Annotated in this window: 26 protein-coding genes and 1 other annotated feature; of the genes, 12 read left to right on the forward strand and 14 right to left on the reverse strand. The window is 37.0% G+C overall.

Annotated elements, in window-relative coordinates:
* The 4 genes from ACFFIS_RS12515 to opp4C form a co-directional block, all read left to right on the forward strand.
* The coding region (locus tag ACFFIS_RS12515; protein WP_390187852.1) for an ABC transporter ATP-binding protein at positions 1–949 on the forward strand (949 nt) is incomplete at its 5' end.
* Between the two features lie 215 nt (positions 950–1164).
* Positions 1165–2979 (forward strand): peptide-binding protein, encoded by a 1815-nt coding sequence (locus ACFFIS_RS12520; protein WP_390187853.1) that lies wholly within the window; start codon positions 1165–1167, stop codon positions 2977–2979.
* A gap of 102 nt (positions 2980–3081) precedes the next feature.
* A complete protein-coding gene (locus ACFFIS_RS12525; protein ID WP_390187854.1) occupies positions 3082–4050 on the forward strand; it encodes an ABC transporter permease in 969 nt (322 codons plus the stop codon).
* A gap of 14 nt (positions 4051–4064) precedes the next feature.
* Positions 4065–4991, forward strand: coding sequence for an oligopeptide ABC transporter permease (opp4C, locus tag ACFFIS_RS12530; RefSeq protein ID WP_320378663.1), 927 nt, complete (start codon positions 4065–4067; stop codon positions 4989–4991).
* 135 nt (positions 4992–5126) lie between these two features.
* Here opp4C and ACFFIS_RS12535 read toward each other — a convergent pair whose 3' ends face one another.
* A complete protein-coding gene (locus ACFFIS_RS12535; RefSeq protein WP_390187856.1) occupies positions 5127–6368 on the reverse strand; it encodes an MFS transporter in 1242 nt (413 codons plus the stop codon).
* Positions 6369–6586: 218 nt separating this feature from the next.
* A complete protein-coding gene (locus ACFFIS_RS12540; protein ID WP_320378662.1) occupies positions 6587–7132 on the reverse strand; it encodes an NADPH-dependent FMN reductase in 546 nt (181 codons plus the stop codon).
* A gap of 207 nt (positions 7133–7339) precedes the next feature.
* Between ACFFIS_RS12540 and ACFFIS_RS12545 the strand changes: the two genes are divergently transcribed.
* Together ACFFIS_RS12545 and trpS are read left to right on the forward strand one after the other, a co-directional pair.
* Complete coding sequence (locus tag ACFFIS_RS12545) at positions 7340–8242, forward strand: nuclease-related domain-containing protein (RefSeq protein ID WP_390187858.1); 903 nt, start codon at positions 7340–7342, stop codon at positions 8240–8242.
* 1408 nt (positions 8243–9650) lie between these two features.
* Positions 9651–9828 (forward strand) — a binding site (T-box leader).
* 104 nt (positions 9829–9932) lie between these two features.
* Complete coding sequence (trpS, locus tag ACFFIS_RS12550) at positions 9933–10922, forward strand: tryptophan--tRNA ligase (RefSeq protein WP_390187859.1); 990 nt, start codon at positions 9933–9935, stop codon at positions 10920–10922.
* Between the two features lie 132 nt (positions 10923–11054).
* Here the strand turns inward: trpS and ACFFIS_RS12555 are convergent, their stop codons facing one another.
* The 6 genes from ACFFIS_RS12555 to ACFFIS_RS12580 all read right to left on the reverse strand — a co-directional run bounded on the left by ACFFIS_RS12555 (position 11055) and on the right by ACFFIS_RS12580 (position 16898).
* Positions 11055–11822, reverse strand: coding sequence for a YjbA family protein (locus tag ACFFIS_RS12555; RefSeq protein WP_390187861.1), 768 nt, complete (start codon positions 11820–11822; stop codon positions 11055–11057).
* Between the two features lie 237 nt (positions 11823–12059).
* Positions 12060–12266 (reverse strand): YuzI family membrane protein, encoded by a 207-nt coding sequence (locus ACFFIS_RS12560; protein WP_320379761.1) that lies wholly within the window; start codon positions 12264–12266, stop codon positions 12060–12062.
* 388 nt (positions 12267–12654) lie between these two features.
* A complete protein-coding gene (gene fabF / locus ACFFIS_RS12565) occupies positions 12655–13896 on the reverse strand; it encodes a beta-ketoacyl-ACP synthase II (RefSeq protein ID WP_390187862.1) in 1242 nt (413 codons plus the stop codon).
* A gap of 169 nt (positions 13897–14065) precedes the next feature.
* Entirely contained in the window at positions 14066–15004 is a 939-nt protein-coding gene (locus ACFFIS_RS12570) for a beta-ketoacyl-ACP synthase III (protein WP_390187863.1), read from the reverse strand.
* Between the two features lie 265 nt (positions 15005–15269).
* Entirely contained in the window at positions 15270–16238 is a 969-nt protein-coding gene (locus tag ACFFIS_RS12575; protein WP_390187864.1) for a BMP family ABC transporter substrate-binding protein, read from the reverse strand.
* A 24-nt stretch (positions 16239–16262) separates the two neighbouring features.
* A complete protein-coding gene (locus ACFFIS_RS12580) occupies positions 16263–16898 on the reverse strand; it encodes a hypothetical protein (RefSeq protein WP_320378658.1) in 636 nt (211 codons plus the stop codon).
* Between the two features lie 615 nt (positions 16899–17513).
* Here ACFFIS_RS12580 and ACFFIS_RS12585 point away from each other — a divergent pair.
* Entirely contained in the window at positions 17514–17693 is a 180-nt protein-coding gene (locus ACFFIS_RS12585) for a DUF2929 family protein (protein WP_320378657.1), read from the forward strand.
* A 54-nt stretch (positions 17694–17747) separates the two neighbouring features.
* Here the strand turns inward: ACFFIS_RS12585 and ACFFIS_RS12590 are convergent, their stop codons facing one another.
* Positions 17748–18074 carry a hypothetical protein gene (locus tag ACFFIS_RS12590; protein ID WP_390187866.1) on the reverse strand — a complete coding sequence of 109 codons (327 nt, stop codon included), beginning with the start codon at positions 18072–18074 and terminating at the stop codon, positions 17748–17750.
* A gap of 100 nt (positions 18075–18174) precedes the next feature.
* On the opposite strand from ACFFIS_RS12590, the gene ACFFIS_RS12595 reads away from it, so the two are divergent.
* Positions 18175–18978, forward strand: a complete 804-nt coding sequence (locus ACFFIS_RS12595; RefSeq protein WP_320379760.1) for an undecaprenyl-diphosphate phosphatase — start codon at positions 18175–18177, stop codon at positions 18976–18978.
* 233 nt (positions 18979–19211) lie between these two features.
* Here ACFFIS_RS12595 and ACFFIS_RS12600 read toward each other — a convergent pair whose 3' ends face one another.
* Positions 19212–19448, reverse strand: coding sequence for a DUF2249 domain-containing protein (locus ACFFIS_RS12600; RefSeq protein WP_390187868.1), 237 nt, complete (start codon positions 19446–19448; stop codon positions 19212–19214).
* A 190-nt stretch (positions 19449–19638) separates the two neighbouring features.
* Here ACFFIS_RS12600 and ACFFIS_RS12605 point away from each other — a divergent pair, with 190 nt between their 5' ends.
* Complete coding sequence (locus tag ACFFIS_RS12605) at positions 19639–20331, forward strand: Crp/Fnr family transcriptional regulator (protein WP_320378655.1); 693 nt, start codon at positions 19639–19641, stop codon at positions 20329–20331.
* 127 nt (positions 20332–20458) lie between these two features.
* Here the strand turns inward: ACFFIS_RS12605 and moaD are convergent, their stop codons facing one another.
* From moaD to ACFFIS_RS12625, 4 genes are all read right to left on the reverse strand, one after another.
* On the reverse strand, positions 20459–20716 hold the full coding sequence (gene moaD / locus ACFFIS_RS12610; protein WP_320378654.1) for a molybdopterin converting factor subunit 1: 258 nt from the start codon (positions 20714–20716) through the stop codon (positions 20459–20461).
* Positions 20713–21201, reverse strand: coding sequence for a molybdenum cofactor biosynthesis protein MoaE (locus ACFFIS_RS12615; RefSeq protein ID WP_320378653.1), 489 nt, complete (start codon positions 21199–21201; stop codon positions 20713–20715). Before ACFFIS_RS12615 ends, moaD begins: the two co-directional genes overlap by 4 nt.
* Before the next feature lie 76 nt (positions 21202–21277).
* Positions 21278–21589, reverse strand: coding sequence for a metal-sulfur cluster assembly factor (locus tag ACFFIS_RS12620; RefSeq protein ID WP_390187872.1), 312 nt, complete (start codon positions 21587–21589; stop codon positions 21278–21280).
* 97 nt (positions 21590–21686) lie between these two features.
* Positions 21687–22451, reverse strand: a complete 765-nt coding sequence (locus tag ACFFIS_RS12625) for a prolyl oligopeptidase family serine peptidase (RefSeq protein WP_320378651.1) — start codon at positions 22449–22451, stop codon at positions 21687–21689.
* A gap of 135 nt (positions 22452–22586) precedes the next feature.
* Between ACFFIS_RS12625 and ACFFIS_RS12630 the strand changes: the two genes are divergently transcribed.
* From ACFFIS_RS12630 to ACFFIS_RS12640, 3 genes are all read left to right on the forward strand, one after another.
* Positions 22587–23417 (forward strand): Cof-type HAD-IIB family hydrolase, encoded by an 831-nt coding sequence (locus ACFFIS_RS12630; RefSeq protein ID WP_320378650.1) that lies wholly within the window; start codon positions 22587–22589, stop codon positions 23415–23417.
* Between the two features lie 109 nt (positions 23418–23526).
* Complete coding sequence (locus ACFFIS_RS12635; RefSeq protein ID WP_320378649.1) at positions 23527–23676, forward strand: hypothetical protein; 150 nt, start codon at positions 23527–23529, stop codon at positions 23674–23676.
* Complete coding sequence (locus ACFFIS_RS12640) at positions 23677–23871, forward strand: DUF3813 family protein (protein WP_390187873.1); 195 nt, start codon at positions 23677–23679, stop codon at positions 23869–23871.
* Positions 23872–23919: the final 48 nt, after the last annotated feature.

Below are 23919 nucleotides of genomic sequence, written 5' to 3' on the forward strand. Positions count from 1 at the left end.
AAAAAAATATTTCCCTATCAAAGGAGGAATTTTCAAACGAACTATTGGCCAGTTAAAAGCGGTTGACGATATCTCCTTTCAAATACATAAAGGTGAAACATTGGGTATTGTCGGTGAGTCTGGATCAGGTAAGTCTACTTTAGGTCGTGTCATACTTCGTTTACTTGATCCAACTGATGGGCAAATCCACTTTAATGGTAATAATATTTCTACGTTAACAAGAAGACAAATGAACCCAATTCGTCGAGATATGCAAATTGTTTTTCAAGATCCTTTTGCTTCATTAAATTCTAAAATGAGTGTTGGCGAACTCGTTGAAGAACCACTACTTGTCCAAACATCATTATCCAAATTGGAAAGAAGACAAAAGGCGCTTGAAATGATTGAAAAGGTAGGGCTGCGTCAGACCGACTTACAAAAATACCCTCATGAGTTCTCTGGAGGACAGAGACAGCGAATTAGTATTGCTCGAGCGCTAGTACTTGAACCAAAATTCGTTATTTGTGATGAGCCAGTTTCAGCTCTCGACGTATCAATCCAGGCACAAGTTTTAAACTTAATGAAAGATTTACAAGAAAACCTTGGTCTAACATATTTATTTATTGCCCATGACTTAAGTGTCGTTAAACATATTAGCGATCGGGTTGCAGTAATGTATTTAGGGAGAATAGCTGAAATTGCACCAAAGAATGCATTATATAACAATCCGCTTCACCCATACACACAAGGTTTACTTTCATCAATACCTGTTATCAATACGGACATGGAGTCCAAGAAAAATAGGGAAATATTCAAGATAAGTGGTGACCTGCCAAGTCCGGCTAATCCTCCTTCAGGGTGTACGTTTAGAACGAGATGCCCCTTTGCCAATGAGCGATGTAGTATGGAACGACCAGAATTGCTAGAAAAAGAAAACGGACATTTTGTTGCCTGTCATTTATACACTTAATGTTTGTTTATTTATCAATCAACAAAAACTCTAAATCAGCAAGTAAATTGATAAGCTTTGATTTTTACAGGATAAAAAAATCATCCTTTTGCTATTAGTACTTGATATTAGTCAAGTTTTGTCTAATAGAAAAACATAGCTTTGGAGGTGGTTAAAAAGGTAAAACTTTATTTTAAGATAAGGAAGTAGTACAAAATGTTAAAGGGGGAAATACGTTGTTTAAACATTGGAGACGTGGTTTATTTTTATTTATTCTTATGTTTATGTTTATTACTGTATTAGCAGCTTGTAGCACTGATACAAAAAAAGAAGGACAAGAAGATCCAGATAAGGGTAAAACAGAGGCACAGGAAAAGGAGAACAATGCAGATAATGATCCTAAAAGTGATGAACCGCAAAAAGGTGGTACATTAATAGGTGCAATGGACACAGCCCCGTCTGGTGTTTTTAACCCTATTTTTTACGAAGAAGCATATGAAGCAAATATTTTAGATTTTACGCATGAAGGACTATTATCACAAAACAAAGAATTAGAATTTGAAACTGGTCTAGCTCATGACTGGGAGATAAATGATGACCAAACAGAAATTACATTACATTTGGAGAAAGACGTAAAATGGCATGATGGAGAAGACTTTACTGCAGATGATGTTGTCTTTACGTACAAAGCTATCGCAAGTCCAGGATATATTGAAGCCGGTGGAGTTCGCACCGATTATGTTGATAAGTTACTTGGATATGAAGCTTTTGTTGGTGGGGATACAGATGATTTTGAAGGTGTGGTTGCTGAAGATGATCATACAGTGACATTTAAGTTTGCAGAGCCTAACGTCACGATTTTAAGTGATGTGTCCTTCCCAATTATTCCTGAACATATTTTTGCAGATATTCCTATTGGAGAAATCCCTGAACATCCTGCGACTCTTGATCCAGGTGAAGTAATTGGTACAGGTCCATTTAAGTTTACAGAAATGTTAGAACGAGAGCAATATGTTTTAGAAAAAAACGCTGATTACTGGAAAGGTGAGCCATATTTAGATTCTATCGTGTGGCGCATTGTAGATCAATCGGTCATCTTAGGACTATTAGAAAAAGGTGAAATTGATTTTATCGCTGATCCAAACGGAGTTCCTGCAGCAGATTATGAGGAGGTTGCATCACACGATCATATCGAGATTATTGAACAAACTGATTTTGGCTATCAATTGATGGGATTCATCCACAATCACCGTACGCAAGCTGATGCTGATAGCGGAGAAATTAATCCAGATAATTGGGTTCCGAATGAGGATATGAATAATAAGCTAGTACGTCAAGCAATTGCCTATATGATAGACCGGGAAGCAATTGTTGATAAATTATTACTTGGTCATGGGTCTGTAATCAATGCTCCAATTGCTCAACAGTTCTGGGCTTATGATGAAAATGCTGGAACAAAATACGTACAAGACCTTGAGAAGGCCGCAGCTTTATTAGATGAAGCAGGTTATGTTGATGCAAATGGAGATGGGTTTCGAGATACTCCTGATGGCGAGGAATGGGTTATCAATATCAATTATCCAACTGGTAACCAACTTCGTGAAAAAACAGCACCAATTGTTGCACAAATGATTGAAGAAGCCGGAATTAAAGTTGATTTAAGACAACCTAAAGAAATGTCGGCATATGTTGAAGATTTAACAAATAATACTGAAGATTGGGATTTATATTTAATTGGATGGAGCCTTGGTAGTGGTGATCCTGATCCATCCGGACTATGGAGAACAAAGGATGCTTATAACTTTGGCCGTTGGAATAATCCGGAATCTGACCAATTAATTGCGGATGCCATCACACCACCTGACGCATTTGAACAGTCATATCGTGAAGATAAATACAGTGAATGGCAAGCGCTTTTTTCTGATGATCTTCCAGCACTATTGCTGTATGCAACAAACAAAATTTATGCGTTTAATGAGCGAGTCCATGGAATTAACCCAATGCCATATGGTTTCAATCATGATCCTCATTTATGGTGGGTAGCTGAGTAAACATATGGAGAGCGTGTGGATTACACCGCATGCTCTACCTTTATTTAGCCTAATCGTCTTTTTTTAGTAAGTATCCTGTAATTTAAATCAGGGGGAGATAATATGTACAAATATATCATCCGACGCATACTAATCTTTATACCGATGCTTTTCGCCCTGACTGTTATTGTATTTGGGCTTGCTAAAGCTGCGCCCGGTGATGCTTTGACAGGTCAAATGCTTGCCGATCCAAAAGTTGATCCGCTTGTTTACGAAAAACAGCGCGAAGCATTGGGACTAAATGATCCAGTCCCTGTTCAGTATTGGCGTTGGTTAAGTTCCACCGCCAAAGGTGACTTTGGGAAATCACTTGTATTTAATGGAAGATCTGTAGCGGAGTTAATCGAGGCACGTTTTGCAAACACACTATATTTAGGTCTTTTCGCCCTTTTTATTACCATCATCGTAGCAATTCCAATCGGGATCTATTCTGCCAGAAAACCATATTCCCTATTAGACTATACTGCGACAGGATTTGGATTTCTTGGTCTAGCTATTCCAAATTTCTTTTTTGGACTCATTGTCATTTATGCACTATCGATTAAATTAGGGTGGTTTCCTGCACAAGGCACACTATCTGCACCCGGTATGACTGGTTTTGCAGCATTTACTGACCGTATTCATCATATGATATTACCCGGAATTACCATTGGACTGGCGGGTACGGCAACTTATATGCGTTATATGCGTTCAGAGGTTCTTGATGTTCTTGGCAGCGACTATATACGTACGGCAAAAGCAAAAGGAATGTCCGATCGTAATGTTTTATATAAGCACACACTTAGAAATGCACTCATTCCGATTATTACTTTAATGGGATTTGAAATAGGCGCTTTGTTAAGTGGGGCTGTCATTACTGAACAGATTTTTCAATATCCCGGTCTTGGAACGTTATTTATAAGTTCTGTCACCAACCGTGACTTTCCTGTTGTCATGGCGATTGCCTTGATACTTGGGCTCCTTATCCTAATTGGCAATTTACTTGCCGATATTTTCTACAGTATCATTGATCCAAGAATCCGATATGATTGAGGTGAAATCATCCGATGCAACCAAAACCACATGAAACAATTTCAACACAGATAGGACCACAACATAATTCAGAAGAGGAAAACAAAAGTCAAAGCCCATTTCAATTGGCTTTACGTCGATTTTTAAAGAATAAAATGGCTGTAATTAGTCTAGTTGCGCTTTTAATAATTGTAATAATATGTATTCTTGCTCCTGTTTTTACAGACCTTGATCCAGAAAAAACAGATTTATTCTTAATTGAAGAAGGTCCAAGCAGTGAACATATTTTGGGTACAAATGGAACAGGGCAAGATAATTTTGCACGTTTGCTACACGGTGGAAGAATTTCATTAATTGTTGGGTTTAGTGCGATGTTTTTTACGTTGACAATTGGTGTTTTACTAGGTTCTATCGCTGGTTATTACGGCGGAAAAATTGATAATATTATCATGCGCGCTGCTGATATTATGCTCATGTTACCATTTCTTGTCTTAGCACTGACAATCATCGCTATTATTGATAAAATGACGATATCCATCTTTGTTACGATAATAGCCGTAACATCTTGGCCAAATCTAACCCGTATTATCCGGGGTACATATTTATCCTTACGTGAACAAGAATTTGTCCTTGGCGCACGGGCTATTGGCGCCAGTGACTCTCGAATTATCCTTAAACATTTTATTCCAAATGCCATTGGGCCAATTATTGTCAATGCAACTTTAATGATGGCATCCTATATTATCATTGAATCCGGCCTAAGTTTTATTGGCTTCGGTATTCCCCAACCAACACCAACATGGGGAAATATGCTGTCTGAAGCAATGAATGTGCGAATTCTTCGTAACCATCCTGAAGCATGGGTTCCCCCGGGAATTGCTATTTTCGTTACAGTGCTAGCAATTAACTTTATTGGGGATGGTTTCCGTGATGCCTTTGATCCAAAAAGTAAACAAAGATGAGCGGCCCAACTTTTTAGTTTCAATGATGTTCACATTTTATATAAGTTTTAAAATAAGCACCCGTATACATACATGTGGCCACATGCGTATACGGGTATCATTCTTTCATTATTTAAGTAATGGGTAACGTATAATCTAACTTTCCACATACCATGCACGAACCTTTTGATCTGTAGGTAATAAATAAGTAAGTAGCCCCAACAAAGGTAAAAAAGACATTACAATCATCGTTGGATTGATTCCAATAAAATCAATTAATGTACCTAATGCAACAGAACCTATTGCTCCCATGCCAAATGCCAGTCCAACAATTAGCCCAGACATCGTTCCAATTTTTCCAGGAATCAATTCCTGAGCGTAAACAACCGTCACCGAAAAGTTTGTCATCAAAATCAATCCTACAAGGGCCAATAAAATAATTGCTACTATTGGACTTGCAAAAGGAAGTAAAATAGTAAATGGAACTGCTGCTAGAAAGGAAAACAAAATAACATTTCTCTTACCAAAACGATCTGCCATTGGCCCACCTAAAAATGTACCAATAGCCCCCATTGCTAAAAATGTAAAAATATACAATTGTGCTTGTGAAATGGACACATGATAACGGTCAATGGCGTAAAATGCATAGAAATTCGAAATCGCACTCATATACCAAGAGCGAGCAAATACAACGAATACAAGCACAATTAACGCACCTCTTATTTCCTTCGTCATTTGTTTATTGTTTTGCTTAGCTCTTTCCTTAGGTCGATTAGGCTGTTGTCCGATTTGTCCCATTTGTTGACTGTACCATTTTGCGATATACGTTAAAAGAACCACAGCTAAAAAGGCAGTTAAAGTAAACCAAATTGCCCCAAATTGGCCTAATGGCACAAGAACTAACGCTGTAATAATCGGGGCAAGCGCTTGCCCTGCATTTCCACCAACTTGATAAATTGATTGTGCCAAACCACGTCTAGAACCTGCTGCCAAATAAGCAACACGCGACCCTTCCGGATGAAAAATAGCGGATCCTAAACCGATAAAAAAGACACTAAATAAAATGAACCAATAGCTTTCTGCAAAAGCTAATCCCATAATACCAAACATGCTACTAGCCAAACCAATTGGTAAGGCATACGGCATTGGCCTTTTATCTGTATACATACCGACTACAGGTTGCATTACAGAAGACACTATATTCAATGTAAAAGCAATGAGTCCCAATTGGGTAAACGTTAACCCAAGTGAATTTTCCAAAATTGGAAACATTGCTGGTATCACTGCTTGTAGCGTATCATTTAATAGATGACATATTCCAATAATATATAGAATAGGATATATCGTTGTTTTACTCGTTGGAATCGTGATTGATTTATCCGTTTCTGTCGTCCCCATGTTATCCCTCTTTGTTATGTTACTATCCTTTTTATTATACATTTCGTATTCAGAACTACTAGTCGTTCAATTTATTAAATATTATCAACTACAAAAAAGTATCAAGTAAGCAAAATTATATTTTTTAACATGAGGATGTTATAATGTTTGTGGATAATTAATCTACCAATTTTACATAGACAACGTCCAGTATAGATTAATTAAAATAATTACTTTTCCTAGCCTTCACTGCTAGCCACACTTCTTTGTAAACGGAGCATTTCCTCTGCTAATAGCTTTACTCGGTTTAGAACATCATTATCTACTATTTCATTAATCTCATTAAATGCATCATTATGTACAAATACATTACTAGTTGGTACGAATCCTTTTAGATAGGAAAGGATTGGCCTCAATTGATATTCAGAAACTAAAAAATGCTTTTCAATTGCGCCCGTTGTAACAATCCCTGTTACTTTATTTTTAAAAGCATCCACGGGAAAAAAGTCAAGAAGGTTTTTTAATGCACCCGTCATTGATGCCTGATAGATTGGTGTACCAAACACTAACAAATCTGCATCTAGTATTTTATTAACAACTTGAAATGTGTCATCATTGTAATATGCCAACGGTTCTCCCCGCACAAATTCAATCTCGTATTCTTTCATTTCAATTAATTCTGTTTCCAAATTTGGTTCCACCTTTTTAGCTGCCTCTAAAACATGGTGTAATATCATCGTTGCTTTCCAACCTGTTAGTTCCCCCGAGATTCCGATTAGTTTCAATTTCCATATCCCCTCTTATTCATGCTTTTTTTATTCAACTCTCGTTCATTAGTATAACATTGTCCGAATATAAAATTTAATTATTTGTTTCTCTTATAAACCCATTCACATATTTATCTTCGTTTTCCCTGTTTGAATTGTGGAATTGTGGGAATGTAGATGATTCCTAAGTATTTTAAATAAAAATAAAAAGGTTGTGATGAATATATGTTTTATAAATCCCGAACAAAATCAAAAGAATTGATAACCTTGGAACTTTTAGACAAGCGGATGACCTTACCAACCGACAACAAACGATATTATTTAAACCTAAAAAAAGGATATGAAGGTGAAATGTTATTCGATTCTCATATGGGAAAACTCCAATGTGAATGTTTGATTTTAAATGACTTACTACTAAAATTTAACAACAATACTTTTCAACTTGATAGCCTCATGATTGCGCAAGGGCAAATTAACGTGTATGAAGTAAAGAATCAAGAAGGAGATTTTTATTACGAGGAAGAAAAGTTCTATAAAAAACCAAGAATAGAAACAATCAATCCATTACATCAATTAAGCCGAAGCGAATCCCTATTACGTCAGCTGCTCCTCAGCCTCGGTTACAAACTTCAAATTAACGCATCCGTTGTTTTCGTCAATCCAAACTTCACTTTGTACCAGGCTCCCCTGGACAAACCAATCATTTTTCCAACTCAACTTGATCAATATATGAATCATTTAAATGCAATACCTTCAAGATTAACAGAGAATCACAAGAGGCTTGCTGATCAATTATTAGCCTCACATATAACCGATTCACCATTTAGCAAGTTACCTTCCTACGACTATAATCAACTAAGGAAAGGGATTACCTGTTCAGAATGTCGATCTTTTTCAGCTTTAACTACTAAAAAGAAATATATCTGCAATACATGCCAGCATCAAGAACTGCTTAACGATGCTGTATTAAGAAACATAAAAGAATTTAGATTCTTATTCCCAGATAAAAAGGTGACAACCAACATCATATATGATTGGTGCCAAATAGTACCGAAAAGAAGAATTAGAAATATTCTATTGCATAATTTCACTAAAATAGGCGCCAATCGATGGTCTTATTTTGAATAAACTAGTATGAAGTTTTTTGTTAGCCCTTCATCATTGCGTGAAGGGCTTTTTTAATTTCGAAAACTTCCTTAATTTTTATACCGGACTACGCCTTTCTCGGGCGATTCCGTATACTTTTACTTGAGTATCTACCGTGATAGCGCTCCTCTCGGGTGATTCCACGCACTTTTGCTCGAGTAGCTACCGTGACAACACTACTCTCGGGTGATTCCACGCACTTTTACTCGAGTAGCTACCGTGATAGCGCTCCTCTCGGGTGATTCCACGCACTTTTATTTGAGTATCTACCGTGACAAGCCCTTTCACGGGTGATTCCACGCACTTTTGCTCGAGTAGCTACCGTGACAACACTACTCTCGGGTGATTCCGCATACTTTAACTTGAGTATCTGCCGTGACAAGCCCTTTCTCGGGTGATTCCACGCACTTTTACTCGAGTAGCTACCGTGATGGCGCTCCTCTCGGGTGATTCCACGCACTTTTGCCCGAGTAGCTACCGTGACAACGCTACTCTCGGGTGATTCCACGCACTTTTACTTGAGTAACTACCGTGACAACACTACTCTCGGGTGATTCCACGCACTTTTGCCCGAGTAGCTACCGTGACAACGCTACTCTCGGGTGATTCCACGCACTTTTACTCGAGTAGCTACCGTGATAGCGCTCCTCTCGGGTGATTCCACACACTTTTATTTGAGTAGCTACCGTGATAGCGCTCCTCTCGGGCGATTCCGCATACTTTTACTTGGGTAGCTACCGTGACAACACTACTCTCGGGTGATTCCACGCACTTTTGCTCGAGTAGCTACCGTGATGGCGCTCCTCTCGGGTGATTCCACGCACTTTTACTCGAGTAGCTACCGTGATAGCGCTCCTCTCGGGTGATTCCACGCACTTTTGCCCGAGTAGCTACCGTGACAACGCTACTCTCGGGTGATTCCACGCACTTTTACTTGAGTAACTACCGTGACAACACTCCTCTCGGGTGATTCCACGCACTTTTGCCCGAGTAGCTACCGTGACAACGCTCCTCTCGGGCGATTCTACACACTTTTACTCGATTATCTACCGTGACAACACTACTCTCGGGTGATTCCACGCACTTTTGCTCGAGTAGCTACCGTGATAGCGCTCCTCTCGGGTGATTCCACGCACTTTTACTCGAGTAGCTACCGTGATAGCGCTACTCTCGGGTGATTCCACGCACTTTTGCCCGAGTAGCTACCGTGACAACGCTACTCTCGGGTGATTACACGCACTTTTACTCGAGTAGCTACCGTGACAGCACCTATCCCGTACAATTCCTCCCACTCGCATTGACTGAAACCAATCAACAAACAGACTATACAAACTTTATCCCTTGCATTTCCCAAAAAGACTATATATAATATAAAAAACTCAATATAATATTATTAGCAATGAAGAAGGCGTAGTACAATTACCCCCTGATTTTTAGAGAGCTTGTGGATGGTGAGAACAAGCATCAAGGTAAATTGGAATTGGACTTTGGAGCTTTATGTAAATCATTTAAAGTGATCTTAGTGATTAAGATAATTAGGGTGGCACCGCGGTTCATTCGTCCCTTGTACGGTTTGAGGGATGGATGGGCTTTTTTTGTTTGTCCTGCCTTCCCCTCACGATTAGAGCACCTGCTCAATTCAACATTAAATAAATTAAATGGAGTGAGTCAAATGAAGGTTATTTTTTCTGGTATTCAACCAAGTGGAACACTTACTTTAGGTAACTATGTAGGAGCATTACGTCAATTTGTTCAATTGCAAGATGATCACGAATGTTATTTTTGTATTGTAGATGAGCACGCGATTACGGTTCCACAAGATCGACTAAAACTTAGAAACAATATTCGTTCTTTAGCAGCTCTATATTTAGCTGTAGGAATTGATCCAGAGAAGTCGACTTTATTTATTCAATCGGAAGTTCCGGCGCATGCTGAGCTAGGATGGATGATGCAATCTATTAGCTATATGGGAGAACTCGAGCGGATGACACAATTCAAGGATAAGGCAGAAGGAAAAGCGGCTGTATCTTCCGCTTTATTTACGTATCCAACACTAATGGCTGCAGATATATTGCTATATAATACAGATATTGTTCCTGTCGGGGATGATCAAAAACAGCATCTAGAATTAACGAGGGACTTGGCGCAACGTTTCAATAACCGTTTTAATGATATTTTTACAATACCAGAAGCTCATATACCAAAAGTTGGAGCACGTATCATGTCCTTACAAGAACCAACGAAAAAAATGAGTAAATCGGATGAAAATGTTCGTGGGTTTATTTCCATGTTAGATGATCCGAAAACGATTGAGAAAAAAATTAAAAGTGCTGTTACCGATTCTGAAGGTGTCGTGAAATATGACAAAGAAAATAAGCCTGGTATCGCAAACTTGCTAACGATTTACTCTAGTTGTACAGGAGAATCAATTGACACATTGGAAGAAAAATATGCTGGTAAAGGGTATGGAGATTTCAAACAAGATGTTGCCCATGCTGTAATTAACCTGCTTGAACCAATTCAAAATAAATATTACGAGCTACTCGAATCACCTGAACTAGACAATATTTTAGATAATGGTATGGAGAAAGCATCACTTAAAGCAAACCGCACGATGCAAAAAGCGAAAAAAGCTATGGGCCTTGGACGTGTGAGAAAATAAGACTTTTGAAAAGTCCCTTTTAAAAATATTACAATAAAAATTATGATGATATTTCGATATAGTCTTTCCCATATGAAATAATTTGTCTCAGAGCTTTTCCCGTAAAAAAAATCAGTGAGGATAATAAACGCCTCACTGATTTTTTGATTTTTGTTTTGATGGATCAGATGCATTTTCGATTTCCCATAGCTGTTCTAAAAATGGCTGACCACGGATTAACTTCTCACATAAATCCTCATGTGCTTCTGTCCACCCGTATTTGGTACCCTGATACAATTCTTCCCATACTTTATTTTCATCCATGTAACGAATAAATGGGTATTGTTTCGGATCCCATTCTGTTAACCAATACCGTAATTCCTCTATATTATTTGTCGTACGTAATTGGTCGAGAGCCATCATGAGCAATTGTTTTAACTGTCTCTCTCTTCGTGTTAAACCAATCATTAATTCCGGTGGCATCGATAACATATGATATTCTTTTTTATACTTTTTCGTATCAAATTTCACGTTCAAGATTTTTGTGTTTTTTACCATATCGTAAACTAATTGCTCTTGTCTTGGAATTAATCTACTTTTTCGAATTGGAATTTGGTAACCGATTGTATCAATTGCCATCATGTCGTTTCCATCTGTAATAACACATGCATAATCCATAACAATTCTTTCCGTTCCTTTTCGTGTAAAAGCGCGACGATAAATCACATCAAGTAGTTGCTTCGGCAGTTCGTGCATATCATTTTCTATGTAATGATAAAGTTCATGAGATATGTATAGCAATGGAACTTGGTCTAGAAGTTCAATTTTATCTTCCCTACGCCATTCATGAAAATAACATACACTATAGCCATTTTCTTCACCTTCAAACCAGTTCACCCAAACATCATGCAAGTATAACATAGTACAACCCTCTCTTTGGAATGAATCTTTATTTATTCAAGTAAATTAATAGGTATTTCACAATTTGTGCTATAAAAATAGACCTACTTTAAAGTATTTTTGCAACCCATACTTCTATACTGACGTCATTGTTGATTACATGAACTGATATACTTTTTTCAAATAAATAATTTACTTGAACAACCTTTGTTATCCTTCATTATGACCATGTTGCAAGGAAAATATTCTTATGCATTCTTAAGATTTATGAGGGTATCGGAGTAAAACAATTGTCATCATGATAATACCCAATGGTAAAAAATAGCATTCTACTCGTCCACTTATATATAGAAAATACTCCATCCAGGATACACCCGCAGGTAAAAAGTTCATATAAGCAATGATTGTTACCCCGCCCATTACTGCTAGTCCAAAGCCAATTAGAAAAAGTAAAAAATAGCCCATTTTTCCACCACCCATGCTCGTCCATCCGTATACTTAAGAATATGCATTTTTTTAAAATTAATGATTCATGTAGATGGTCAACTTGTTTGAGTGGATGAAGTTGAACTCTCCTATTTTGTTTTATTACTCAAATTTTCATTGAACCATTCATAACAGTTTCTTACATCGTTAAATATACTCACATGGCACACACCTTCACACGGCAAACATGTAAAGTATTGGGAGGTGCTCCGCATTATCATCAACTTTTGATATGGATGTCGTGTCGTAAGGGCACCTAGCAAGGACACTCTCTAAGCCCCCATAAAATAATAGAAATTGTCATGCTACAAATTATCGTGCACATAAAAAAACCATCCTAGCTTGAAGACTAGAATGGTTTTAAATCTTAATTCGTATACTGTTTAAATATAAGTGCCGCGTTATGTCCACCAAATCCTAGTGAATTACTCATTACTGCTTTTACTTTTTGATGTCGTGCTTCGTTCGCTACATAATCAAGATCACAGGCCGGATCTGGTGTTTCGTAGTTTATTGTTGGAGGAATGATTCCTTCTTCAATCGTTTTAATCGCAATAACTGCTTCAATACCACCAGCTGCGCCAAGCAAATGTCCTGTCATCGATTTTGTTGATGATACCGCTAAATTATGTGCATGTTCACGAAATACTTGCTTAATCGCTGAAGTCTCATAAGCATCATTTAATTCTGTACTAGTTCCATGTGCATTTACATAATCAATTTCATTAGGAGACATACCAGCAGTTTCCAACGCTTGTTTCATCGCTCTTGCTGCACCTTCTCCATCTTCAGCTGGTGCTGTAATATGGAATGCATCACCCGTTGCACCATATCCAACAATTTCCGCATAAATATCCGCTCCACGTTCGAGTGCAGATTCTAATGTTTCTAACACTAATATACCTGCTCCCTCACCTATGACAAAACCATCACGATTCTTATCAAATGGACGACTTGCTGATGTTGGGTCTTCATTAAATGATAATGCCTTCATAGACGAAAATCCTGCAAAGGACATATTTGTAATTGGTGCTTCCGCTCCACCTGTAATAATGTAATCAACATCTCCACGTTGTACGGCACGGAATGCATCACCGATTGAATTTGCGCCAGAAGCACATGCAGTTGTTGTACATGAGTTTATTCCTTTTGCACCAAGTTGTATCGATACTTGCCCTGCAGCCATATCTGGAATCATCATTGGTACAAAAAACGGGCTAACTCTACGATAACCTTTATCCATAAATCTTCTAAATTGGTCCTCATATGTTTGCATTCCGCCAATTCCTGAACCTATCCATACCCCAACGCGATCTGCGTTTTTCTCGTCAATTACTAGTTTGGCATCTTCTACTGCCATTTTCGATGCCGCTACAGCATATTGTGTAAACAAATCCATTTTACGTGCATCTTTTTTATCCATATACAATAATGGATCAAAGTCTTTAACTTCAGCTGCAATTTTAGCTGGAAATTCATCCTTATTGACACGTGTTACAAAATCAATGCCAGATTTCCCTGCAATGATATTTCCCCACATCGATTGGACGTCATTTCCTACTGGAGTTACTGCACCGAGTCCTGTTACAACAACCCTTCTTGCTTTCATTTGATTTCCTCCTAATAGCTACTCTTTCTAATATTACCGATTTCAACTCTCTTATAATTAATCTTTATTTTTCTAGAAGCCTTGTACCAACATTTCTTTATGTCTATTCGTCTGCCACTTTTTTCTTGTTGTATAAGATTCATAGGAGTTTTACATGGCGCTTGGGATACTATTTTCCCCATCGAATTGCTACTGCTCCCCAAGTTAAACCGCCACCAAATCCAACAAGTACAACTAAATCATCATCTTTAATTTTACCTGTATTTACACTTTCGGAAAGTGCCATTGGAATGGATGCAGATGAATTATTGCCATATTTTTTAATAGTTGTTGCCATTTTGTCTTCCGAGATTCCCAACCGCTCCCTAGCAGCATTCATAATGCGAATATTTGCTTGGTGTGGAATGAGATAATCTACATCTCCCTTATTATAGCCTAACTTATCAATAACGTGAACAGATGACTCTGGCATTTGTCGCACAGCAAATTTAAATACTTCTCGCCCATTCATGATAATATGATCGTTTTCGTCTTGATAAAGATGTTTTCCCCCACTTCCGTCCGCTCCAAGTTCAAATGATAGAATACCTTTTCCATCTGAAACTTCACCGAGCACAACCGCTCCCGCACCATCACCGAATAAAACACATGTATTTCGATCTGACCAATCCGTAATTTTAGAAAGCTTTTCAACACCAACTACAAGAACATGTTGGTAAGTACCAGTTTGAATAAACTGTTGACCTGTAATGAGTCCATACATAAATCCAGCACACGCCGCACTCACATCCATTGCCGCAGCATTCGTACATTGTAATTTTTCTTGAATTTTACAAGCAACTGAAGGAAATGGTGTGTCAGGGGTAACTGTTGCAACTAAAATTAAATCTATATCATTCGCAGAAACTTGTGCATTTTCCAAAGCTGTTTTAGCTGCAAAATATGCCATGTCTGATGAATCAATTTCTTCACTTGCAATTCTTCTTTCTTCTATACCAGTTCTTGTTCTAATCCATTCATCTGTTGTATCAACCATTTGTTCTAATTCTTTATTTGTTAAAACCTTTTCAGGTACATAATGACCTGTTCCAAGTATACCAACATTCATATTTACATCCCCTCACACATAATTAATATCAATTATTATGACTTGGTACTAATTTTAAACAAAAATCACTCATTGTGCAAGAGTAAATATTAAAAAACAACTTTTTGAATTGATACCTATTCAAACATTAGGCCACAATACATATATTGAAGGAGTACAAATTAACCGGGCGTGCGCAATGATACGTTGGCATCTTCTTATGTAGATTTATGAAGGAACATTCGTTTAGTTCCTCCATCCTTCTATTACAAGTTTGATAAAACAATCAATTTTCATTGGTAATAAATTGATTTGGCAAGAAGCCTGTTTCTTTATATTCCAAAATTGCCGTATTTAATAACTCCTTATATTCAGTAGGTACCATTTCGCCGTATTTTCCCATTGTAATCGCGTCATCTTGAAAATCAAACGTATATACCTTTCCATTTAATTTATTGTTTGCTAATTGCTTTGTGGCAAATTCATATAATTTATCAATGTGTTGAACTGTACTGGAAAGCACCGTGTTAGGAAATAACTCTGCTTCATCATCTAAATATCCAATTGCATAAACATGGTCTTCATATGCTTTCCTAATGATTTCTTTACTGTATGAATCACCCGTCGGATAAAAAACATCCACATTTTTCTCGCGCATTTTTTCGAAAATGTGTACGGCTATATCTTTATCATTCCAATCATAAATATAATCAACACGTACTTGACTATCTGGATTTTCAAATTTTACCCCTTCAAAAAAGCCTTCAATTTCAGGTTGCCATTCATATGCTGCGATCACACCGACTTGATTTGTCTTTGTCATTTTTGCCGCTAACATACCCGCAAAAAAACCCATTGCATGGCTGTCAAAATTTAAACTTGTTACATTTTCACTCGTCAGACTGCCATTAAAATATACAAAATGCAGGTCTGGATAATGAGAAGCTATTTCAACAAAGTCACGCCCATAATTACTACTATGTCCAAAAATTAAGTTCACACCTTGCCTAGACAGTTCATCAACTGCATCGATTGTATTATTTTTGTTATTTATATTTGTTTTTGTGTATATGTTAAAGTCATGCTCGTCTTTGAGCTGAAGTAAAGCATCATAGCCCTTTTGGTCCCATACTTTTTCATCCAATGTTCCTTCCGTTAAAATTCCAACTTTTTCTATGCCACCATCATTCGAACACGCTGCTAGCATCGTTATGAATAAAAACATGATTACATAACTGGCATACTTACGATTCATTGGTGCCAACTCCATTCGACATTCTTATTCTTCCAAAAGTGAATCATAGTAAAATGAATAACGATCATAATGTTCACGTAAAGTTAACACACTTTCCTTATTAGGTCTATTGTCACGGATAAAAATGGAATTTTCAAGTTTTTTATTGCATTGCTCGGAATATTTGCCTTTTTTTATTGATAATGTTGCAGGTACTAAAGGATTTTTCATCCAATGGAACAACATTGTCGCAACATCTTTCATATATATTGCTTCATGAGAAAGCAGTTCATTGTCATACTGGTACAACTTTCCATCAATAAAAATCCCATCCTTCTTCAGTGGCATCCATTCCCCAATGAGGTACGGTATATTTAAATTTATGACATCTTGCAACTGATTTATTTGTTTTTCTTCAGTTTGAATCACACATATGTTTTTTACCTTTAACCTTCTGATATCTATATTTGGTTCACCTACTATGATGATATTTTCAAATTGCTCCTCCTTAATTGTTTGTATAAGTTTAAATTTGTCATTTCTCCCAAAATACATAGACAGAAACTGTTTGGATTCCACATCTATCTGATCATATCCAATCACCTTTTCATTTTCTTGTAAAAATGCATTTACAATATGAAAGCCTATCCAGTGGAAGCAATTTACAACGAGTGTTGCCATCATATCCCTCTCCCTATATATTAGTTTAGGTCTTATTTTCCCATCAATTATATAAAGTGAAACTTCATTCAGTGGGGGGTTCCGACGCACAGGACGTGCTAGTGCAGGCGTTGTCACAGGACGTGACGAAACTTAGCCTGCCCTATCTCCCCCACTGAATGTTAGTTAAACAGAATCGGGCTTTTACTGGCTGTTGATCCCCCACTTACATTTCTTGGATTATACTCGAATTCTTGAAGTGGGGGTCTTACAGCCAGTTAATGCGGGATAAAACTCATTTATAAGATTTACGTGCCGTGAAATTCATTACGCTCATTCGGTACAAGCAACTATTTGGCCCGATACATATCTAGACGGTGTAAGTATTTATAACTTCAAACCCCTTTTACCACCTCCGCATCAATACTACCTTTATAACTAGGTTCGTTTAGCAATATATCGTGAAAAAAATTACATGTTTAGCACGAAAAAGCTCATTATTACTTAGCAAGCTACTACGAGTCTTTATATATATATTGTAAGAATGAAAGAAGAAATGCTTTTAATTTATAAGTTGATTTGGTAAACTAAAGACATATAAAAAGACTATATCGTAAAGTTGAATGAGGTGTATGTATGCGTTACATAATGACAATTATTTGGGCTTTCATTATAAGTACTGTCGTTTCATACGTATTATCTAGCATGGCTGGAGAAGGGTTTGCAATGAATGGCACAGTTGCTTTGGCAGCAGTATTCATAGTAGCAATTTTTATTCTTGGCGGCATTTTGCGAGATAATCATCAAGAAAATTAATATGACACATTTTTTAAAAAAGCTGTTTCCTTTATTGGAAACAGCTTTTTTATATTAATACCACGGCAATAATGAAATTGCAGTAAGTGCAGCCAATGGAAGAATTACTCTCCTGAATCTTCTTTGCGGCGCAAAATACCCTGGATATCCCCACATTGGTCCACCAAAATATCCAGGATTTCCAAACCAAAATTGTCTGTCTGATCCATCTTCAGCACGGGTTTCCATTTGATTGTCATTCGGTACTGCAAAATAGACGTATTCCTTATCTACCCCCGTTATAATGCCGTCGAACTCGTTTCCATCTGTAGTCTGTACTAATACATATGCATGCATATGCTCCTTGCATTCGTCATATATATGTTTGTAGTCTTCACGCATATATCTCAACCTCCTACACCTAACTTATTCAATTAGATATAGGTCGGTGACTATACTTTTATTGTTTAATTTAAAAGAAATGAAAGGAAGTGCACTCATGCTGGCAGATTTATGGACAATCATGAAATACCTCATATTAGGACTCATTCAAGGGGTCACGGAACCAATCCCAATTTCTTCTAGTGGTCATCTTGTTATTTTTAGAGATTTATTTAATGTCATGATAGAAGGACTTTCCTTTGAAATTTTAGTTAACTTTGGCTCTTTAATTGCAGTATTTGTAATTTATCGGCATGATATTTTTCGTTTGCTAAAAGGAAGTTTCGCTTTTATAACATGGAAGAAACAAAAAAATCGGCAGGACTTTATCTTTATGATTTATTTAATTGTTGCTACAATACCAGCTGGTGTTATTGGTCTTTTACTAAAAGATAAAATTGGCGAAAATAGTACGGCAACCATGGTAGGCTATACATTACTTGTTACCGGTCTTGCACTATGGATTATTCGTAATTTACGCGGAAGAAAACAAGATGGAGATTTAACATTTAAAGATGCCATAATTGTTGGACTAGCACAAGCTACAGCACTTATCCCAGGAATAAGCCGTTCCGGTGCAACGATTGTTGCTGCAATGCTATTGGGCATGAAACAAGATACTGCGCTTCGTTTTTCATTTCTTTTGTACATACCAATTAGTTTAGGCGTAACCATTTTATCTATCGAAGATATTGTACAAGACCCTAACTTTGAGTTCATTCCAAATGCGGTTGCTTTTATTGCTTCGATTATCGCTTCTTATTTTGCTTTAAAGTGGTTCATGAATATTATGAGAAAGGGAAACTTAAAATATTTTTCTTTCTACTGTTTTATTGTAGGTATACTTGTCATCATTTTCATGTAGAAAGTCTGCCACAATATTAACAATTAAGAAGATGACAATTTCTTTTGCTTTTATCATTTCTGATATCTTTAAACATCTATAAAGTTTGCTTTAGCTTTATCATATAAAGTGACCTTCCCTATATTGATTATGCTCCCCCTATCATCCTTTGACCAATTCTGATGGTAGGGGGCTTCCAGCAAAGATAAACGGCTCATACATGCCCGCCCCTAACGTTCCCAACTAAAATTATCTCATTTCTTTCCTATTGCCACTTGCCATTCTTCAGGCCCCTCTTGTACATATTCCCAAACGAATTGATTTCTACGTTCTATTTCTAATTGATATCGCAATGGTAGTGGATCATGGTCGTTTTTTAATTCCATAAATTCTCCAGACCGTAAACCATCAAAACTATGCAAGATATAGGGATGGCGTAACTTAGGCTCTATACTCGGTGCGTACAGCTTTTTCACATATTTTCTGTTCATCGTTTATCACTCCTGTTTGTTCTCCCTTTCCATATGATCATAACGTATCATTATTACTTTTACAGTGATGGTAAACACAAATGGTGTATGACTTTTATCACACATCATTTTAGAACGGATATTGATGAAAACATGTTAAGATAAGATTAGCTAGCTATAAATTCCCGACTAGAAAGGGGTTTTACATCTAATGAATCGTAAAACAATCCATGATTTACTTACTTCTTTTGCACTATTTAAAGATTTATCAGCCGGTGAATTGGAACCAATCTTAGATATTGCCCAACATCGCCCTTATCGAAAAGGTCAACATGTTTTCCTACAAGGTGATTTACTAACAAATGTCTATTTTATCCACCAAGGAAGTATTAAAATTTATAAAACAGATATGAATGGTCGCGAACAAATTGTAAACGTCTTAAAATCTGGAGATATGTTCCCACATCAAGGTTTTTTTAGAAAAGATAACTATCCTGCACATGCCGAAGTTTCAGAAGATGCAATACTCATTTATATCCCCATTAATCAATTTGAAAATGTTCTTGTGACGCATCCTGAAATTTGTGTCAAACTTTTTAAAGTCTTAGGTGATATTATTGTAAATTTACAAACAAGATTAGAAGAAAAAATATTAGATAGTACCCATGAGCAGATCATTAAATTATTGCTTCGTTTATCACAAAGCCATGGAGAGAAAATAGCGGAAGGTAAGTTTCGCTTCACTGCAATGTTTACAAATCGTGAATTAGCTAACATGATTGGTACAAGTCGTGAAACCGTGAGTAGAACATTAACTAAATTAAAAAAGCAGGATTTAGTTTGTAATGATGAAAACGGACATATCATCATTGACTTTCCAAATCTGCATGAACTAATTCTGTAAAAATGATAAAGAAATGCCTACCTTAAAATAGACGTACTATCATGTCCCCACCAGTTAGCTTGTATGCAACGGCTCAATCGGCTAATATGAAAATGGTATTAAACCTCTTTCATATCAGCCTAGTTATTTAGCCTCCACTTACTGGGGGGATGAAGGCAATCACATCGCCAGCTTTCACCAGCGTATCATCAGGGGCATATTCCTCATTAATTGCAACCATCGCAACGTTAAACTTTTCTACCCCATATGAAGTCAGCCATTTTTCTTTAAGTTCTGTTATCGTCATTCCATCTGCGGCTACGGTTAATTTATCTTTACCAACAACATCTCGTAATTCGGCGAAAAAAAGTACTTCAACCATTCGTTCTCCCTCCATACGTTTCATTCCTTTTCACCTTGTTTCATTTCCATTTGCACTTTGGCTGGCATTCCTTGTTTGTATGCGGTTGTTTCTTGTTGATCTCCAATCCATAATGTACCGTCTTCCCAATGTTCTTTTTTCCAAATTGGCACAATCTCTTTAATCCGATCAATAGCATACTCGCTGGCTTCAAACGCATCTTTACGATGTGGTGTCGATACCGCGATTGCCACCGCAATTTCAGATATATCCAACTTTCCAATCCGATGCACAATAGCTGTTTTTGTATTTCCCCATTTTTCTGCTATTTCTTGTCCGATTTGCGCCAATTTTTTTTCGGCCATCGGTATGTATGCTTGATATTCTAAATATAATGTACGTTTCCCCTTTGTAAATTCACGCACAATACCTGTAAATGTACTAATTGCACCAGCTTCACGACGAACAACTTTATCCATTACATCTTGCAATTGTATCGGTTCCTCCGTAATCCAATAATTCTTTTCCATCACACTTCCCCTATTCTCTTTATATTGAAAAAGGTCGATTCATCTACTTGAATCAACCTTTTATTTATTCGCTATATTAATCTGGAATCCCTAATGCAATTTTAGCATAACGTGTCATCTTATCTTTGCCCCATGGTGGATCCCAAACAATGTTTACATCAATATCTTTAATTTCCGGAATATCCGATAACGCACGACGCACATCGGCTTCAATATGGCCAGCTAATGGGCAGCCCATTGTCGTGAGTGTCATCGTGACTGTACATAATCCATTATCATCTAATGCGACGTTATATACTAAACCCATATTGATAATGTCAATTCCTAACTCTGGGTCAATTACATTTTCAAGGGCGCCTAGTATATTGTCCTTTAATGCTTCATCCATGGATTTCCCTCCTTTTAGGTTCCTATCTTTATTTAATCATATTCCACGTTTTTTTCAATGATTTTAATCACAAGCGACTGTTATTCATCTCACGCGATTACAAATATTTATCAAACCATTTTACTGTTTCTAAAATAGCAAAGCGAGTTACCTTATGGCCTACGCCTTTTTCTTTTAGAAAATGAATATGCTCTTTATTATCATATGTATTCTGAACTTCAGTAAAAAATGAGTACGCATGTTCAAATGGAACGACAGCGTCTGCATTTCCGTGCCAAAATAATAAAGGCCGATTTTCTAATGCTTCTGGGTGTTTTGACAAATCAATTTCATCAATCTGTTGAAATAGCTGTTGAATTTTATCTTCCGTTATATTCCATTCATTTGACGTTTCATAATGTTTCAACAACACTTCTGCATAAGTTGAAAGTTTCGGTGACCCCATCAATACTGCTGCGACTTTAATCCAATCGTATTTTGTTAGAGCCGCTGATGTTGTAATACCACCCATGCTCGTTCCTGCAATTCCAATACGATTTTCAATTAAAAGGCCTGATTTTTCTAAGTCCTCTTTAATTACGTTTAAATCGGCAACATTTTGAATTACAATATCCCAAAAAGCTATCTGTTTTTCGGACACTGATTTTTCGTGTCCCTCACGCTCACCATGTAATATACTGTCCGGAAGTAGAACTCGAAATCCCTTTTCTGCCAATAAAAAGGCAAGTGGCAAATTATGTTCTTTTGCACTTGTAAATCCGTGAAAATATATGATAACCGGCAATACTTCCTGTTGATTTTCAACACTACATACATCTAAGACTGGGATATTCCCCATCCACTTCTTTTGTATACCAATCATCCGTCTACCTCCTCATTCATCTATTTTCAAGACATTATATATAAATGATAATGCCTTTTACAAAAACTTCATAGTAAAAACTCTTTACTTATTCGGGAATAATTTATAAACTTAAGGGCATACGAGGTGAAGGATATGAGAAAAAAACAGCATTTAATCGCATTAGATTTAGATGGCACATTATTAACAGATGATAAAGAAATAAGCGAGAACAATAGAAGAACGATTGAGCATGCAATTCATGACGGTCATATTGTTGTCATTGCAACAGGACGACCTCACCGTTCAAGTATCAACTATTATCATGAAATGAAATTAAATACTCCAATGGTCAATTTTAATGGTGCTTTAATTCATCACCCCAAAGACTCAACTTGGCGGACAACGCACAGTCCAATGCCTAATAAAACCGCATTAGAAATTGTCGATGCCTGTTACGAAGTTTCCGTTAAAAATATTATGGCCGAAGTACAAGACCATATGTTTGTTGACCAGTATGACGAGGGCATTATTAAAACCTTTATGAAAAACTCCATTGAGCTACCATATACTGTTGGTGATTTAAAAAGGAAATTGTTAGAAGATCCAACATCCTTATTAATCCAACCAAACGAAGATTTCTCTCAACTTCGCACACATCTTAATGATTATGCAGAAATTATTGAACACCGGGTTTGGGGTGCACCGCTAAATATTATTGAAGTCGTGAAAAATGGGATAAATAAAGCAGTTGGTCTACAAAAGATTGCAAAATATTATGATATCCCACGCGAAAGGATTATTGCTTTCGGAGATGAAGATAATGACTTAGAAATGATTGATTACGCTGGAGTAGGTGTTGCCATGCGCAATGGTATTCAAGAATTACAATCCATAGCAAACCATATAACGGAAACAAATGAGGCTGATGGCGTTGGTAAGTTTCTGCAAACTTACTTAAGTATGGATATTCATGTGGAAAAATAGAAGTTTAACCGTTTATTACCTCCTATAAAACAGATAACTTGACCCATACTATGATTGAACGTTACAAAGCGTTCACTTTTCACTTATTTTAAAGTGGGAGGTTACACCGATGGGGAAAAAGAGTAAGTCTAAACGATTTATTCATCAAGGTGCAGATTCTGTTAAAAAGCATGCTGAACGCTTTCCTTACCGTTCCACTTTTTCTGAAGCAGAGCGGAAAGAGGAAGAAGCTGAGGATCATACTGTAGGAGGGTTTTAAATGGGAAAAAACTTATTCCAAAAAGCCATGGATACTGTTAACCAAATGACAAATATGCAAGGCAACGTGTCTGAACAAGATAAACAAGCTGCACAGGATGCGATTCAAGCTGCACAAGCTGAATGTACGCCTGAAGAGAAACAACATTTGGAACAACTACAACAGCAGCTGGAGCAGAACCAAAGCTTGAGCTAACCTCCGCTCAAACTTTTATTCCAATTTTTATTTATATCACACAAGGAC

This window comes from Paracerasibacillus soli, assembly GCF_042432965.1.
GTDB classification, from domain to species: domain Bacteria; phylum Bacillota; class Bacilli; order Bacillales; family Amphibacillaceae; genus Paracerasibacillus; species Paracerasibacillus soli.

Coding starts and splice junctions, on each gene's coding strand:
- ACFFIS_RS12620 (WP_390187872.1), bottom strand. CDS start 21,589: ATGGATGAAGCATTAAAGGACAATATACTAGGCGCCCTTGAAAATGTA.
- ACFFIS_RS12585 (WP_320378657.1), top strand. CDS start 17,514: ATGCGTTACATAATGACAATTATTTGGGCTTTCATTATAAGTACTGTC.
- ACFFIS_RS12640 (WP_390187873.1), top strand. CDS start 23,677: ATGGGAAAAAACTTATTCCAAAAAGCCATGGATACTGTTAACCAAATG.
- ACFFIS_RS12600 (WP_390187868.1), bottom strand. CDS start 19,448: ATGAACAGAAAATATGTGAAAAAGCTGTACGCACCGAGTATAGAGCCT.
- ACFFIS_RS12575 (WP_390187864.1), bottom strand. CDS start 16,238: ATGAATCGTAAGTATGCCAGTTATGTAATCATGTTTTTATTCATAACG.
- moaD (WP_320378654.1), bottom strand. CDS start 20,716: ATGAAACGTATGGAGGGAGAACGAATGGTTGAAGTACTTTTTTTCGCC.
- ACFFIS_RS12635 (WP_320378649.1), top strand. CDS start 23,527: ATGGGGAAAAAGAGTAAGTCTAAACGATTTATTCATCAAGGTGCAGAT.
- ACFFIS_RS12545 (WP_390187858.1), top strand. CDS start 7,340: ATGTTTTATAAATCCCGAACAAAATCAAAAGAATTGATAACCTTGGAA.
- ACFFIS_RS12555 (WP_390187861.1), bottom strand. CDS start 11,822: ATGTTATACTTGCATGATGTTTGGGTGAACTGGTTTGAAGGTGAAGAA.
- ACFFIS_RS12580 (WP_320378658.1), bottom strand. CDS start 16,898: ATGGCAACACTCGTTGTAAATTGCTTCCACTGGATAGGCTTTCATATT.
- ACFFIS_RS12525 (WP_390187854.1), top strand. CDS start 3,082: ATGTACAAATATATCATCCGACGCATACTAATCTTTATACCGATGCTT.
- trpS (WP_390187859.1), top strand. CDS start 9,933: ATGAAGGTTATTTTTTCTGGTATTCAACCAAGTGGAACACTTACTTTA.
- ACFFIS_RS12570 (WP_390187863.1), bottom strand. CDS start 15,004: ATGAATGTTGGTATACTTGGAACAGGTCATTATGTACCTGAAAAGGTT.
- ACFFIS_RS12630 (WP_320378650.1), top strand. CDS start 22,587: ATGAGAAAAAAACAGCATTTAATCGCATTAGATTTAGATGGCACATTA.
- ACFFIS_RS12605 (WP_320378655.1), top strand. CDS start 19,639: ATGAATCGTAAAACAATCCATGATTTACTTACTTCTTTTGCACTATTT.
- opp4C (WP_320378663.1), top strand. CDS start 4,065: ATGCAACCAAAACCACATGAAACAATTTCAACACAGATAGGACCACAA.
- ACFFIS_RS12590 (WP_390187866.1), bottom strand. CDS start 18,074: ATGCGTGAAGACTACAAACATATATATGACGAATGCAAGGAGCATATG.
- ACFFIS_RS12560 (WP_320379761.1), bottom strand. CDS start 12,266: ATGGGCTATTTTTTACTTTTTCTAATTGGCTTTGGACTAGCAGTAATG.
- fabF (WP_390187862.1), bottom strand. CDS start 13,896: ATGAAAGCAAGAAGGGTTGTTGTAACAGGACTCGGTGCAGTAACTCCA.
- ACFFIS_RS12625 (WP_320378651.1), bottom strand. CDS start 22,451: ATGATTGGTATACAAAAGAAGTGGATGGGGAATATCCCAGTCTTAGAT.
- ACFFIS_RS12535 (WP_390187856.1), bottom strand. CDS start 6,368: ATGGGGACGACAGAAACGGATAAATCAATCACGATTCCAACGAGTAAA.
- ACFFIS_RS12615 (WP_320378653.1), bottom strand. CDS start 21,201: ATGGAAAAGAATTATTGGATTACGGAGGAACCGATACAATTGCAAGAT.